The sequence below is a fragment of the Janibacter sp. LM genome, from assembly GCF_039631275.1.
Taxonomy (GTDB): Bacteria; Actinomycetota; Actinomycetes; order Actinomycetales; family Dermatophilaceae; genus Janibacter; species Janibacter terrae.
Genome location: NZ_JBDIVG010000022.1, coordinates 21,678 through 34,531 on the forward strand (window position 1 = coordinate 21,678; position 12,854 = coordinate 34,531).

Annotated in this window: 16 protein-coding genes; 13 read left to right on the plus strand and 3 right to left on the minus strand. The window is 71.2% G+C overall.

All coding sequences use genetic code 11. From position 1 onward, the window contains the following. Positions 1 to 56: 56 nt before the first annotated feature. From ABC138_RS12665 to ABC138_RS12690, 6 genes are all read left to right on the plus strand, one after another. A complete protein-coding gene (locus ABC138_RS12665; protein ID WP_345913885.1) occupies positions 57 to 1,610 on the plus strand; it encodes a DnaB-like helicase N-terminal domain-containing protein in 1,554 nt (517 codons plus the stop codon). A 209-nt stretch (positions 1,611 to 1,819) separates the two neighbouring features. Continuing rightward, the gene (locus ABC138_RS12670) at positions 1,820 to 2,320 is read left to right on the plus strand and encodes a hypothetical protein (protein WP_345913886.1); all 501 of its coding nucleotides are present in this window, start codon (positions 1,820 to 1,822) and stop codon (positions 2,318 to 2,320) included. Further along, positions 2,317 to 2,649 (plus strand): hypothetical protein, encoded by a 333-nt coding sequence (locus tag ABC138_RS12675; RefSeq protein WP_345913887.1) that lies wholly within the window; start codon positions 2,317 to 2,319, stop codon positions 2,647 to 2,649. Before ABC138_RS12670 ends, ABC138_RS12675 begins: the two co-directional genes overlap by 4 nt. Before the next feature lie 172 nt (positions 2,650 to 2,821). Continuing rightward, a complete protein-coding gene (locus ABC138_RS12680) occupies positions 2,822 to 3,454 on the plus strand; it encodes a hypothetical protein (RefSeq protein ID WP_345913888.1) in 633 nt (210 codons plus the stop codon). After that, positions 3,451 to 3,840, plus strand: coding sequence for a hypothetical protein (locus tag ABC138_RS12685; RefSeq protein ID WP_345913890.1), 390 nt, complete (start codon positions 3,451 to 3,453; stop codon positions 3,838 to 3,840). Before ABC138_RS12680 ends, ABC138_RS12685 begins: the two co-directional genes overlap by 4 nt. A 3-nt stretch (positions 3,841 to 3,843) precedes the next feature. Beyond that, positions 3,844 to 4,584: a hypothetical protein gene (locus tag ABC138_RS12690; protein WP_345913891.1), complete on the plus strand. Its 741-nt coding sequence runs from the start codon at positions 3,844 to 3,846 to the stop codon at positions 4,582 to 4,584. Between the two features lie 46 nt (positions 4,585 to 4,630). On the opposite strand, the gene ABC138_RS12695 is transcribed toward ABC138_RS12690, so the two are convergent. Next, complete coding sequence (locus ABC138_RS12695) at positions 4,631 to 5,173, minus strand: hypothetical protein (protein ID WP_345913892.1); 543 nt, start codon at positions 5,171 to 5,173, stop codon at positions 4,631 to 4,633. Positions 5,174 to 5,216: 43 nt separating this feature from the next. On the opposite strand from ABC138_RS12695, the gene terL reads away from it, so the two are divergent. From terL to ABC138_RS12710, 3 genes are read left to right on the plus strand one after another with little or no spacing between them, the layout of a single operon-like run. Then, positions 5,217 to 6,740, plus strand: a complete 1,524-nt coding sequence (gene terL, locus ABC138_RS12700; RefSeq protein WP_345913893.1) for a phage terminase large subunit — start codon at positions 5,217 to 5,219, stop codon at positions 6,738 to 6,740. 18 nt (positions 6,741 to 6,758) lie between these two features. After that, the gene (locus ABC138_RS12705) at positions 6,759 to 8,294 is read left to right on the plus strand and encodes a hypothetical protein (protein WP_345913894.1); all 1,536 of its coding nucleotides are present in this window, start codon (positions 6,759 to 6,761) and stop codon (positions 8,292 to 8,294) included. A 5-nt stretch (positions 8,295 to 8,299) separates the two neighbouring features. Then, a complete protein-coding gene (locus tag ABC138_RS12710) occupies positions 8,300 to 9,364 on the plus strand; it encodes a phage minor head protein (RefSeq protein ID WP_345913895.1) in 1,065 nt (354 codons plus the stop codon). Here the strand turns inward: ABC138_RS12710 and ABC138_RS12715 are convergent. After that, positions 9,361 to 9,531 (minus strand): hypothetical protein, encoded by a 171-nt coding sequence (locus ABC138_RS12715; protein ID WP_345913896.1) that lies wholly within the window; start codon positions 9,529 to 9,531, stop codon positions 9,361 to 9,363. The two genes, ABC138_RS12710 and ABC138_RS12715, sit on opposite strands and share 4 nt — an antisense overlap. Then, positions 9,521 to 9,712: a hypothetical protein gene (locus ABC138_RS12720; protein ID WP_345913897.1), complete on the minus strand. Its 192-nt coding sequence runs from the start codon at positions 9,710 to 9,712 to the stop codon at positions 9,521 to 9,523. Before ABC138_RS12720 ends, ABC138_RS12715 begins: the two co-directional genes overlap by 11 nt. Positions 9,713 to 9,747: 35 nt before the next feature. Here ABC138_RS12720 and ABC138_RS12725 point away from each other — a divergent pair, with 35 nt between their 5' ends. Genes ABC138_RS12725 through ABC138_RS12740 form a run of 4 tightly spaced genes read left to right on the plus strand, consistent with a single transcriptional unit; the run spans position 9,748 to position 12,838 of the window. Further along, positions 9,748 to 11,010, plus strand: coding sequence for a hypothetical protein (locus ABC138_RS12725; RefSeq protein ID WP_345913898.1), 1,263 nt, complete (start codon positions 9,748 to 9,750; stop codon positions 11,008 to 11,010). A 3-nt stretch (positions 11,011 to 11,013) separates the two neighbouring features. Then, positions 11,014 to 11,382 carry a hypothetical protein gene (locus ABC138_RS12730; RefSeq protein ID WP_345913899.1) on the plus strand — a complete coding sequence of 123 codons (369 nt, stop codon included), beginning with the start codon at positions 11,014 to 11,016 and terminating at the stop codon, positions 11,380 to 11,382. 14 nt (positions 11,383 to 11,396) lie between these two features. Further along, a complete protein-coding gene (locus ABC138_RS12735) occupies positions 11,397 to 12,497 on the plus strand; it encodes a hypothetical protein (protein WP_345913900.1) in 1,101 nt (366 codons plus the stop codon). Between the two features lie 11 nt (positions 12,498 to 12,508). Then, positions 12,509 to 12,838 carry a hypothetical protein gene (locus ABC138_RS12740; RefSeq protein ID WP_345913901.1) on the plus strand — a complete coding sequence of 110 codons (330 nt, stop codon included), beginning with the start codon at positions 12,509 to 12,511 and terminating at the stop codon, positions 12,836 to 12,838. Positions 12,839 to 12,854 lie beyond the last annotated feature (16 nt).

A 12,854-nucleotide genomic window follows, 5' to 3' on the forward strand; every position in this document is an offset into this window, starting at 1 on the left:
GTCGCCGAGAGGCAGCCAGCACAGCCCCCCTCCCCGCCACACCCCCAGCAGGAGCCATGACCACCGTGAGCGACCGCCGACACCTCACCCCCGTCCCCGACAACGGGACCACGCGCGACCTCACACCCCCCAACAACCAAGACGCCGAACGCGCCGTCCTCGGCGCCCTCCTCACCGGCAACCACACCGCGCTGACCGACGTCACCACCACCATCGCCGCTCGCGACCACTACCGACCCGGCCACGAGCTCATCCACGACGCCATCGAACACCTCTGGTCCCGCGGCGAACCCGTCGACCCCGTCACCGTCGGCGACCACCTCGAGCGCACCCAGCAGCTCGACCGCACCGGCGGACGCGCCTACCTCCACGACCTCCTCACCAACGCCCCCATCCCCGAAACCGCCGGCTACCACGCCCGCATCATCGCCGAGCACGCCACCCGCCGACGCGTCCTCACCCTCGCCGACCGCCTCCGCGCCACCGCACTCACCCCCGGCGACCTCGACCTCGACGAACTCACCAACCGCACCACCACCGAACTCACCCACCTCCCACCACGGATCCCCGGCGTCGACCCAGACGCACCCGACGACCCCTGGGCACCCATCGACCTCGCCGACCTCATCGCCCACGGCGACATGGCCGGCCCCACCGCCACCCTCGTCACCCGCCGCGACGGGAAGAACCTCCTCTACCCAGGCGCCATCCACTCCATCAGCGGCGAGCCAGGCTCCGGCAAATCATGGTTCGCACTCGTCGCCGTCGCCCAAGAAATCACCAACGGCCACGACGTCCTCTACGTCGACTTCGAAGACCGACCACAGACCCTCATCGCCCGCCTCCGCTCCCTCGAATGCCCCGACCAGCTCATCACCCGCCACGTCCGCTACATCCGCCCCCACGTCGCCCTCGACCCAGCCGCAGCCACCCGCCTCGACACCCACGCCGCCGGCACCACCCTCGCCATCGTCGACGGCATCACCGAAGCCATGACCCTCCACGGCCTGTCCCTCATGGACAACGAAGACGTCGCCCGCTGGCTCGCGCTCATCCCCCACCGCCTCGCCGCCCACGGCCCCGCCGTCCTCCAGATCGACCACGTCGTCAAGAACAGCGACTCCCGCGGCCGCTACGCCATCGGCGGCCAGCACAAGCTCGCTGGCATCACCGGCGCCGCCTACAAGCTCCTCACCGTCAAGTCCTTCGGCAAGCAAGCACACGGCCACGCCAAGCTCGTCATCGACAAAGACCGCCACGGCGACATCGGCCCCAACGGCACCACCGTCGCCGAGCTCCACATGGACGCCACCGACCTCCGCGAGAACGCCCCCATCCGCGCCTGGCTCGACCACCCCACCCAGTCCATCGACGACGACGGCCACTTCCGGCCCACCACCCTCATGGCCCGCGTCAGCGACTTCCTCGCCAAGTCCAACGGCGTCTCCGGCAACGCGATCCGCACCGGGGTCCGCGGCAAGAAGGACTCCATCGACGACGCCATCGCCGCACTCGTCGCCGAAGGCCACATCCGACTCGAAGACGCACCCCGAGGTGGCTCCTTTCACTACCTCGTAACCCCCTTCACCGACAACCGAGACGAGGACTGACCCCTGTGGACAACCCTGTGTACAACAACACGACCGACTGTCCCCCCACCGTCCCCCCGACTGTCCCCCCGGACCGGGTCCCGGACGACTGTGTCCCGTCCCCCTCCCCTACGGGGGACGGACACAGTCCGACCGTCCCCCAGGACACGGTCAACCACCCGGGGGACAGTCACCGCTCACCCATCGACACCAGCCAGGACGACCCACCCATGAACCACCCGACGCCCACACACATCGACCGCACCGCCGACGAGATCAGCGGCATCCAGGTCGGGACCGGCTACGAGTCCGTGACCATCGGCATCGACGCGGCGCGCGAAGCCGCCCGAGCCCTCGACGCCGCTGGCCTGCTCGCCTCCCCCTCCCATGACGCGGCGGTCGCTGCCCGTGCGCTGCGGGAGGCGGCGGACGAGATGAGGCACATCTTCCTCCACAAGGGGACCACGCTCGGAATGCCAGCCGACGACTGGCTGCTCGACCGCGCGGACAGCATCGACCGCATCGAGCGCCCCGCCACCTGTTGCGGCAAGTGCCCTCCCATCGCGGGTGGTGGCTACGACTGCACTTGCGAGGGCAACCCGAGGTGCAAGTGCCTCAGCGTGCGCCCCGGATATCAGGACTGCATCTGCACCAAGCCGAGGGGCCACGACGGCGATCACGGCTATGGGGGCGTGTTCTGGGCGCAGTCCGAAGCGAAGGACCAGTCGTGAGCGGCATGACCCCGGAGCGGCTGGCGGACATCCGGGAGCGCCACAGCACCGGGCTGGGACTGGAGCGCCCCGGCGACGTGGCGGCCCTGCTCGCCGAGGTTGAGCGCCTGCGGGATCTCATCCGCGCCCGTGACGCCGAGGTGCGGGCCGAGACGCTGTCGGAGTTCACGCGCGAGGACCGCAGACCGTTCTTCGGCCACGACTTCACCGAGCCCGGCTACTGGCGCCTCGTCGGCCCCAAGCACTACAAGCCGATCCCCACGGCCGAGCAGCTGTCCGACGAGACCCTCGCGATGCTGCGACGGCGACTGGGCGGTGAGCGGGCGTGAAGCACCCCGACTGCGCCCGCCTCGACCGCGAGCTCGCCGTCCTCAACGCCATGCCCCACATCACCAAAGCCGACCGGCGCCAACGAATCCGCGACCACGCCAGGTGGCACCGCACCTGCCCACACGACTACGACCCCGGCCACCTCCCCCGCGAACCAGAGAGGCCAACCCCATGACCACCCCCACCCCATGCGCCCGCTGCGGCCAACCCCACCCCGCCTGCACCGCCCACACCAGCGCCGGCCGTCCCTGCAAGAAGCGCGCCGTCACCGGCATGACCGTGTGCGGCACCCACGGCGGCCGCGCACCCCAAGCCATCAGGAAGCGCGACGAGCGCCAGCAGGAAGAGCAAGCCCGCGCCGACGCTGCGCGGTTCGCCGCCCGCACGGACATCCACCCCGCCGACGCGCTCCTCGAGCTCGTCCACTACCAGGCGGGGATCGTCACGTACTGGCGCGCCCGGGTCGAAGACGTCACCGACGACGACCTCGTGTGGGGCGTCACGAAGCACGAGGACGGGTTCGGCGCCGAAGGGCCCATCGACAAGAAGACCCACGAGGCCGGCCCGCACGTCGCGTACCGGCTCCTCACCGAAGCCCAGGACAAGCTCGCCGCCTACGCCGCGGCCGCGCTCAAGGCCGGCATCGACGAGCGGCGCGTGCGCATCGCCGAGTCCCAGGGCGCCGCGATCGCCGGCGCGATCCGCGCGATCCTCGACGCGCTCAACCTCACGCCCGAGCAGGCCGAGCTCGTGCCGCAGGTCGTGCCCGCGCAGCTGCGGCTCCTCGCCGGAGACCCGTCATGACCGGCCGCCCGCCGCTCACGCCCCGCCGCTGGCTCGCCGGGCTCATCGAGATCACCGCCAGCACCCTCGAGCACCTCGGGTACCTCTTCGCGCACCTCGGCGACGGCGCCCAGGCGATCGCGGACCACCTCGACCCGGGCCCGCCAGCGACCCACGACGAGGACGACGAGCCCGGCACCGACGACCCGCGCGCACCCGTGCCGGCCTGGGCTTGCGTCGTCGACGGCGACCACATCCACTACGTCCCCCTAGACGACGCCATCGACCACGACCACTCCGAGAGCTGCCCCTGCGGGCCCGCGACCCGCCTGCAGATGACCGGCCGCGGCGACATCTGGCACATCGCCCACCACCGCCTCACCCCCACCCCGACCGAAGGAGCCTGACCCGTGACCTCCACCCGCCCACCCATGCTCGCCGCCGACCACATCCGCGAACTGGTCCGCACCCACACCACCACCTCGGTGATCCACCGCGACAACGGGCACCGCGAGCTCCACCACGTCACCGAACCCCCGCTCCTCGAGCAGCTCGCCGGCGTCACCGGAACCACCGGCCTCTCCGACACCGATGCCGCCAAGGGAGGATTCGCGTCCAAGCCCGCCGCCCACCTCGGCGCCACCGACGCCCTCACCCGCATCGACCGCCAAGCACGCGCCCTCGCCGACGACCACGGCGTCGACAACACCGGCCCCCTCCCCGCTGTCTTGTCCCGCCTGTCCGGCGCCCTCGGACACGAACCCCACCGCCGCGTCCGCTCCTGGTGGGCCACCGCCCGCCTCCTCACCCAGCACGACACCCCCGCCTACCGCCCCCACGGCGTGCCCTGCCCCCAGTGCTGGGACACCGACACCCTCCGCATCCGCATCGACGACGAGCTCGCCACCTGCACCGGGTGCGGCGAGACGTGGGACCGCACCGGCGAACCCGACCACGGCAGCCTGGACGTCCTGGGGCAGCACGTCGCGTGGTGCGCTGAGCACGAGGTCACGAAGGCCCGCCACTGGGACATCGACGACCAGGGCTACCCGATCGAGTGCGTCGAGTGTCTGGCGTTCCGGGTGGCGTGGGCGGAGTGGCGACTCGCCCACGCGGCCGGTGTGGACGTGGCCGCGCGGGCGAGTGCATAATGGGCTCAGCGATTCGTCATGCCCACGGGCAGGTCGGGTCGCTTCGCTACTTCGTGAGGTCCTCCAGCAGCGAAGTCATGAACTTCGGTCCCTCGCTGGTGCTGAACTTCTCGGACAAGCGGCCGTTGACCGTCACGACCATCCCCCCGCGATAACGAAGCTCGATCGGGGCATTGAACCGCGGCCAGGGCTCGCCATCGAAGAAGTCCTGGCTGATCCACACGTACGGGGCGTTCGCGCGCGGGTCATCCCCTTCGGCATCCGACAGCACGGATATCTGCTCCAAGTCGCCTCGCGAGATCACCTTCACGTCAGTGCTGCCGCTCGGAGCCCCCTCCGTGTAGTCCTGCCAGCGGAGCTCATTCGTGAGCGTGGCCACCGCGACGTGGCGCTCCGTGAAGACGATGACCTGGCCAGACGTACGCATCCCTTCCTCCGTAAGATCCCCGTCAGCCCAGACCACCTCAGCGTGCTGCAGCAGGACCGCGAGGCGGCTCCACACGTGGCGATGAGGGCCGGACAGGCCCGTGGCCTGCGTCTTCTCCCAGACTGACCGGACCCACTGCTCGTGTCCCTCAGCGTCGACCATGAGAACTCCCCTTCATCAGCGCCCCCTCCGGTGAGGAGGCCTCATGACAAACATCGTCCACGACAGCACCGACAGCGCCTTCGAGTTCGCCGCCCGCCTGTTCGAGCCCCCCGCCCGCGCGTGGGACACCCCCGGCGACCTCGCCCAACACCTCGACCCCCGCACCGTCCAAACCCCCGCGCTCGACCTCATCGACGCCGAGCTCGCGCGGCTCCTCGACACCCCCGACGGCCGGCTCATCATCACCATGCCCCCACAGGAGGGCAAGAGCACCCGCGCCGCCGGCGACTTCCCCGTCTGGGCCCTCACCCAGAACCCCGACCTGCGGATCGTCACCGCGTCCTACGCCCAGTCCCTGGCCAACCGCAACGGTCGCGCCATCCGCCGCCGCATCACCGAACACCCCGACCTCGGCCTGACCATCGCCCCCGACAACGGCGCCGTCTCCGACTGGACCCTCGACGGCCACACCGGCGGCGTCCTGTCCGTCGGCATCGGCTCCGGCCTCACCGGCCGGCCCGCCGACCTCATGGTCATCGACGACCCCATCAGCAACCGCGAGCAGGCCGACTCGAAGGTGTACCGAGACCGAGCCTGGGACTGGTGGACGGACGTCGCATCCACGCGCCTCGCCCCCGGAGCGCCCGTCGTCCTCATCCTGACCCGCTGGCACCACGACGACCTCGCCGGACGGCTCCTCGCAGCCGAAGACGGACACCTCTGGCGCGTGGTGAACATCCCCGCCCAGTGCGTCGACCCCGACACCGACCCCCTCGATCGTGAACTCGACGAGTTCATGGCCTCAGCGCGTGGCCGCACCCTCGCGCAGTGGGCCGCGGTCAAGGTCCGCGTCGGCTCCCGCACCTGGGCCAGCCTCTACCAGGGCAACCCCACACCCGACGAGGGCAACCTCTTCCCCGTCGACGCGTGGGCCCGCTACGAGCTGCCGCTGTGGGTCGAACGCGAGGACGGGTCCCGGATCGTGCCCGAGGTCGGCCGAGACCCGAACCTCGAGCTGGTGCAGTCCTGGGACTTCACGTTCAAGGACACCAAGGCCAGCGACTACGTCGTCGGTCAGGTCTGGCTCCGCCGAGGCGTCCACGCCTACCTCCTCGACCAGGTCCGTCGCCGGGCTGGCTTCACCGAGTCCGTGCAGATGATGCTCGACCTGTCCGCGCGGTGGCCGCAGGCGATCGCGAAGCTCGTGGAGGACAAGGCCAACGGGCCCGCCATCTTGAACGCGCTCCGCTCGCGGGTCGGTGGCCTCATCCCCGTCGAACCGGAGGGCAGCAAGTACGCCCGCGCGGCCGCGGTCACCCCGTTCGTGGAGTCGAAGAACGTGGTCCTGCCCGACCCGCTCAAGGTCGAGGGCACCGCGTGGGTCACCACCCTGACGGAGGAAGCGCGGGAGTTCCCGGCCGGCGCGAACGACGACACGGTGGACGGGATGTCGCAGGCCGTGCACCGGCTGCTGCTCGTGCCCCTCCTCGGTGACGGTGACGTGCACGACTGGACCGAGCTGCTCGACGAAGACGAAGGCGCCCTCTCCTGGGCGCCCAGCTACTGATACCTCGAAGGGGGCGACGTGACCGACACCGTGACCCTCCCCCGCCACGAGCTCGCCCAACTCGAGCACCTCGTCGAGTCCCTCGAAGAGGCCGCCCTCGACGCGCAACGACTCCTGTCCGCGGAAGACCGCGGCTGGGCGAAGCTCACCGCCGGCGACGGCACAGACGTCATCGACCGCGCGTCGATCATGCAGGTCGCCGCCGTCGCCCGCATCAACGTGGCCGCCGACCCCCTCATCAAGCGCGGCGTGAACCTGCGCATCGCGTACCTCGGATCCCCGTCCGTGTCCGCGCCCAGCAGCGATGACGGGCAGGACCTCAACGCCGTCGTCCAGGCCTTCTGGGACGACCCGGAGAACGCGGAAACCTTCACCAGCGTGCAGGCCTGCGCCGAACGTGAGCGCGCCCGCAACACCGACGGCAACACGTTCCACGCGCTGCCGACCGACCCCCGCACCGGCCGCGTGCGGGTGCGCGTCATCCCCCCGTCGCAGGTCACTGACATCATCACCGACCCGGAGGACGCGGCCACGCCGTGGCTGTACAAGCGGCAGTACACGGCCAAGCGCGTCACGCAGAACGCGCTCGGCACCACGAGCACCGTGACCGAGTCGCGGACCGTGTACTACCCCGACGTGAACTTCCGCCCAGCCACCCGCGCCAGGTCGATCGACGGGCACCCCGTCGAGTGGGACAAGCCCGTCGTCCACACCGCCGTCAACCGCCCGAGCGAGTCCCGGTGGGGCATCCCCGACGTCCTCGCCGCCCTGCCCTGGGCCGCCGGGTACAAGGACTTCCTGCAGGACTGGGCGAAGCTCCACAAGGCCCTCGCGACCGTCGCGTTCCGTGCGACCGCGAAGACCCGCCGTGGGGCCGCGCAGGTCCGCGAGAAGTTCGCGAGCGTCCCCACCGACGGGCAAGGTGTCGGCCAGGTCGCAGTCACCGGTGAGGGCCAGACGTTCGAGGCCGTGTCCAAGTCCGGCGCGACCATCGACGCCGGCTCGAGCAAGCCCCTGGCCGGGATGGTCGCCGCCGCTCTCGACCTGCCCGTCACCATGCTCCTGTCCGACCCGGGCGTCACCGGTGCCCGCGCCACCGCGGAGACCCTCGACCGGCCCCTCGAACTCGAGCGGCAGCTGCGCCGCGCCGTCGACTCCGACCTGATCCGCACCGTCCTCGGGCACGTCATCCGCGAAGCGGTCCGCGCACCCGGCGGCCCCCTTCGCGGCACGATCCTGCGTGACCCCGGCTCCCAGCGAGAGGTCATCGACCTGGCGGGCGACCAGCAGCACGACATCACCGTGGACTGGCCGTCATTGGAGAAGGTCGACGTCAAGACCGTCATGGAGTCCCTGGAGATCGCCGACGGCCTCGACGTTGTCGACCCCCTGACGATCGCGCGGCTCGTGCTCGTCGCGCTCGGCGTCGACGACATCGACGGGGAGCTCGACGCGGTCAAGGACGACAACGGGAACTTCGTGCCTCCGTCCTCCCGTACCGCCGTGGCCGCGCAGGACCCGGGCTATGACGGCGCCGGCAACCCCCAGGGTTGATCTTCGTGGCAATCAACGAGGAGACCCTCGTCCTGCTCGACGGGATGCGCACCGGTGTCGGCACGCACGTCGACCAGGTCACCCAAGACCTCACCCTCGCGTGGTCGAGGGCGTGGAACGAGGTCGCCGCTGAGTGGGAGGCCGCCATCGCGGACCTCGTCGCCGCCAGCAAGGACGGGAAGTGGCCGCCCGCATCGAAGGTGCGCCGTGCTCGTCGGGCGTTGCGTGCTCGCGACGCGACACGTGAGCTCCTCAAGGACCTGCAGGGCCTCGTGCCGGTGCGGGTGGTGCAGGACGTGGACGCGCTCCTCGAGGACGTCACGGAGTGGCAGCGCCGCCTGACCGCAAGCCAGTTCCCGCCGCAGGCTGGCGGGACCGCGGTGGTCGCGTCCGGGTTCGACCTGGTCGACAAGGACGCGATCCGCGCGATCGTGGACCGCACCTCGAAGGATGTCGTCGCGCGGTCGCGGCCGCTGTCCGCACAGGCCGACGCCGCGATGCGCTCCACCCTCGTCAAGGGCGTCGCCGTCGGTGACCACCCCGAGACCGCGGCCCGGGAGATGGTGGCCCGCGTGCAGGGCGCGTTCGACGGCGGGCTGCAGCGGGCGAAGGTCATCGCTCGTACCGAGCTGCTCGACGCGCACCGTGCAGCGTCCCGCGCCCAGCAGGACCGCCTCGCCGGTCAGGGCGTTGTCACCGGCTGGCAGTGGATCGCGACCCTCGACCAGCGCACGTGCCCGTCCTGCCTGTCGATGCACGGCACGCAGCACCCACCGACCGTGGCCGGCCCCCTGGACCACCAGCAAGGCAGGTGCGACCGGCTCCCGGTCGCAGCGTCGTGGAAGGACCTGGGCTTCCCCGACATCGAGGAGCCCGAGCCGATCCTGCCGGACGCGCGGGCGTGGTTCGACGGGCTCCCGCAGTCGCAGCGCGTGCAGATCATGGGCGCGCAGCGTCTGGCGCTCCTGGACTCTGGGCAGGTCGGGTGGGCGGACCTGGCGAAGCGCCGCGACACCGACGGGTGGCGGCCGAGCATCGTGCCGACCCCGGTGCGGGACCTCGCGTCCTAGACCCAGCCGCCGAGCTCGCGGGGCGTCACCATCGTGACGGTCTCGCAGAGGCGGCACACCTGCTCGACGTAGGCCCCATCGTGCGTGAGCACGGACTCGACGACTCGCCAGTCGTGGCCGGGGCACTCGCGGGGTGCGGGCCCGGCGTTGGCGTCGTCAGCGCCCACGCAGCAGCCGCCACACCAGGCCCGCTGCGCACGCGATCGCAAGCAGCAGGAACGCGGCGCCGACGTTCTCCTGGCCTGCAGCTACTGCGACGGCACGCAGCACCCAGAACCCGAGGATCAGCAGCAGCCAGGTCCGCGCCGACCAACCATCCCGCTGGGCGGGTTCCTCTTCGACAGTCATGCCCAACACGATCCCACGCCGAGGAGGCGACCGCCATGCCCAAGCGCATCACCGAGGCGTCCACCCTGACCGTCACCGAGTCCCCCACCCCCGGACGCATCAGCCTGCAGCTGATCGACGCAGGCTGGGGCTCCTCGGGCTACTACTCTCCCCAGGTCCTCGAGAACGCCGCCAACGAGCAGGTCTTCCCCGCCGGCACCCACATCTTCTTCGACCACCCCTCCGAGTCCGAGCGCCACGACCGCCCCGAGCGGTCCGTGCGCGACCTCGCCGCGGTCCTCGACGAGGACGCCACCTACGCCGACGGCGCGCTCGTCGCCGAAGCCAAGGTCATCGGCCCCTACCGCGACCTCATCACCGACCCGGTGTTCATGGAGTCCGTCGGCATGAGCATCCGCGCCGCCGCCGACACCACCGTCGGTGAGGCTGAGGGCCGCAAGGGCACGATCGTCACGCAGCTCATCGAGGGCGTGTCCGTGGACCTCGTGACCCGCGCCGGCCGCGGCGGGCGGATCCTGGCCGCGGTCGAGTCCGCGCGCCGTGACCTCGTCGAGGCCACCACCGACGAGGTCCGGTCCGCGCTCAACGCGGCCGCCGCCGACCATGGCGACGCCTACGTCCACGACCACGACCCCGACACCGGCGTCGCCTACGTGTCGGTCTACGTCGAAGGGCAGCGCTCCAAGGTCTGGGCCGTGCCCTACACGTACGACGCGCCCAACGCCGTCATCGACTGGGACGACCCCACCGAGGTCCGCCCCACCACCAGCTACGTGCCCGTCGTGCCCGACGACAGCCCCGCCACCGACACCGTCGGTGAGGGCCACCAGCCCCCGGTCATCCCGGCCGGGTCCACCCAGGAGTCCAAGGAGGACACCATGCCCCAGATCGAGGAGAGCCGACTGGCTCAGCTCGAGGCGGACGCCGGCCGGGCAACCACGGCCGAGTCCGAGCGCGACGCCGCCACCGCCCGCGCCCAGGCCGCCGAGGCCCGCGTCGCCGCGTTCGAGCGCCGCGAGGCCATCGACCGCGTCGTCAACAGCGTCGAGGGACACGACACCCTCAACGCGCTCGAGCGTCGCGGCATCACCGCCGACGCACTCCAGGCCGACGAGCTCGACGAGGACGCCCTGCGTACCGCCGTCGAGTCCGCCGTCGCCGACCGCGCCGCCGCCCAGGGCGCCGGCCGCATCACCGGCTTCGGCGCCACCGTCATCGACACCGACACCAGCAAGGTCGTGGAGTCCGCGGACGACGCCGTCGCCGCAGCCTTCGGCCGCACCATCAAGGAGGCCTGAGCCATGCGCAACGAGTACATGCGCCCCGCGACCGAGCTGTCCCTCCCGGTCGTCGCCGGCACCAAGTCCGGCGACCCGGTCCGTGTCGGCGCCGTCAACGGCGTCGCTGCCACCAACATCGGCGAGGGCGGCAACGCCGCTGGCAACGCGTCCGTCGTCACCGACGCCCGCTCCTACACGTACGAGGTCGGCGGCGCCATCGCCGGCCCGTTCACCCCGGTCTACCTGACCGCACGCGCCGGCGCGACCGCCCCGGTGCTGTCCACCACCGGAACCGGCGCACCGTGGGGCTACACCGTCCCCAAGGTCGGCGAGACCGGCCAGCGCGCCGGGACCTCCGGCGTCGCCGTCGTTCGTCCGGCTCAGGTCTGAGGAGGCCACCCACCATGAGCAGCAACAGCCAGATCCTCGCCCTCGCCGGCTCCCTCGGCGTCACCGAGCGCGACCTCACCAACGGGATCCGCCGCGGCGTCGTCTCCGAGGCCGAGATCGCCAACACCGCCCGCCTGCTCGCCGCCGCGTGGCAGGGCAACGACCGCGTGCGCTTCGCCGTCAACGAGGCCATCACCAGCAGCGACCTCTTCCGGTCCGCCGCCGGGGACGTCCTCGACCGCGAGATGCTCGCGCAGTACACGCAGATGCCGCGCCAGTGGGACAAGTTCTCCACGCGCACCACGGTCAACGACTTCCGCCCCAAGAAGCTCATCGACCTGGCCGGCGCCCGCACCGTCCTGCCCCGCGTCCCCGAGCACAGCAACTACCCCGAGGCCGGCTACAGCCTGTCCGAGCGGGAGATCAGCGTGCACAAGACCGGCGAGCAGTTCGGGTACTCCTTCGAGGCCCGCGTCAACGACCAGCTGAACGAGCTGCGCAAGGTCCCCGAGTCGTGGGCCGGCAAGGCCGTCGCCACCGAGGACTTCGCGTCCCTCGAGGCGCTCGCCAACCCGCTCACTGGCGTCCCGAACACCGCCATGTTCAACGCCGGCAACGGCAACCTCGGATCGGTCGCCCTGTCCGAGAGCGCGCTCGAGGCCGCGATCGTCAACGTGACGACGCAGACCGACGCCGAGGGCAACCTGCTCTACCCGGGTGCGCTGCAGCTCGTCGTCGGTCCGGCGCTGCAGTTCACGGCGCGGCGCATCCTCAACGCGGTCGAGGTGCGCCACACCACCGGCGACACCACCACGGTCGGGCCCAACCCGTACTCGGGCATCACCCTCACCGTGCTGGACAACCTGCCCGGGACGGCGTGGTTCGTCCTGCCGCTCACGACCACCCCGCGGCCGGCCTTCTACACGGCGTTCCTCGTCGGGTACGAGCAGCCGGACGTGCGGGTCAAGAGCGACCAGGGCAAGTCCGTCGGCGGCAGCGACCTGGGCATCGACTCCGGCTCCTTCGACGACGACACCTGCTACTGGCGGGTCCGTCACATCGTCGGTGCCGCGGGCGGAGACCCCCGCTTCGCCTACGCCAGCCAGCCCGCGTGAGAGGGGATGCCATGAGCAACGGCAAGGTCATCCTGTCCGAGTCCGACTTCGTCGACGTGGTCGACGCGGCGGGCAACATCTCGTCCGTCCCGGAGGTGTGGCTCAAGAACGAGCGACTCCTCCCCAAGGGCACGAAGAAGGCGACCGCCGCGAACGTCCGCGCGGCGAAGGCCAAGACGGCTGCCGCGGCCGGCGAGAGCGTCGACGTCGAGCAGGTCCGTGCCGACGTCGAGGAGTCCCTGCGTGAGGAGCACGAGGCCGCTCTGGCCTCGCGTGACAAGCGGATCGCGGAGCTCGAGCAGCAGCTCGAGGACGCCACGAAGGGCACCGACCCGAAGTGACCCGCTTCTCTCACCC

Bases quoted from the DNA above. Each gene is read 5' to 3' on its own strand.
- ABC138_RS12665 (WP_345913885.1), top strand. From the start codon at position 57: ATGACCACCGTGAGCGACCGCCGACACCTCACCCCCGTCCCCGACAAC.
- ABC138_RS12670 (WP_345913886.1), top strand. From the start codon at position 1,820: ATGAACCACCCGACGCCCACACACATCGACCGCACCGCCGACGAGATC.
- ABC138_RS12680 (WP_345913888.1), top strand. From the start codon at position 2,822: ATGACCACCCCCACCCCATGCGCCCGCTGCGGCCAACCCCACCCCGCC.
- ABC138_RS12685 (WP_345913890.1), top strand. From the start codon at position 3,451: ATGACCGGCCGCCCGCCGCTCACGCCCCGCCGCTGGCTCGCCGGGCTC.
- ABC138_RS12695 (WP_345913892.1), bottom strand. From the start codon at position 5,173: ATGGTCGACGCTGAGGGACACGAGCAGTGGGTCCGGTCAGTCTGGGAG.
- terL (WP_345913893.1), top strand. From the start codon at position 5,217: ATGACAAACATCGTCCACGACAGCACCGACAGCGCCTTCGAGTTCGCC.
- ABC138_RS12720 (WP_345913897.1), bottom strand. From the start codon at position 9,712: ATGACTGTCGAAGAGGAACCCGCCCAGCGGGATGGTTGGTCGGCGCGG.
- ABC138_RS12725 (WP_345913898.1), top strand. From the start codon at position 9,748: ATGCCCAAGCGCATCACCGAGGCGTCCACCCTGACCGTCACCGAGTCC.
- ABC138_RS12730 (WP_345913899.1), top strand. From the start codon at position 11,014: ATGCGCAACGAGTACATGCGCCCCGCGACCGAGCTGTCCCTCCCGGTC.
- ABC138_RS12735 (WP_345913900.1), top strand. From the start codon at position 11,397: ATGAGCAGCAACAGCCAGATCCTCGCCCTCGCCGGCTCCCTCGGCGTC.
- ABC138_RS12740 (WP_345913901.1), top strand. From the start codon at position 12,509: ATGAGCAACGGCAAGGTCATCCTGTCCGAGTCCGACTTCGTCGACGTG.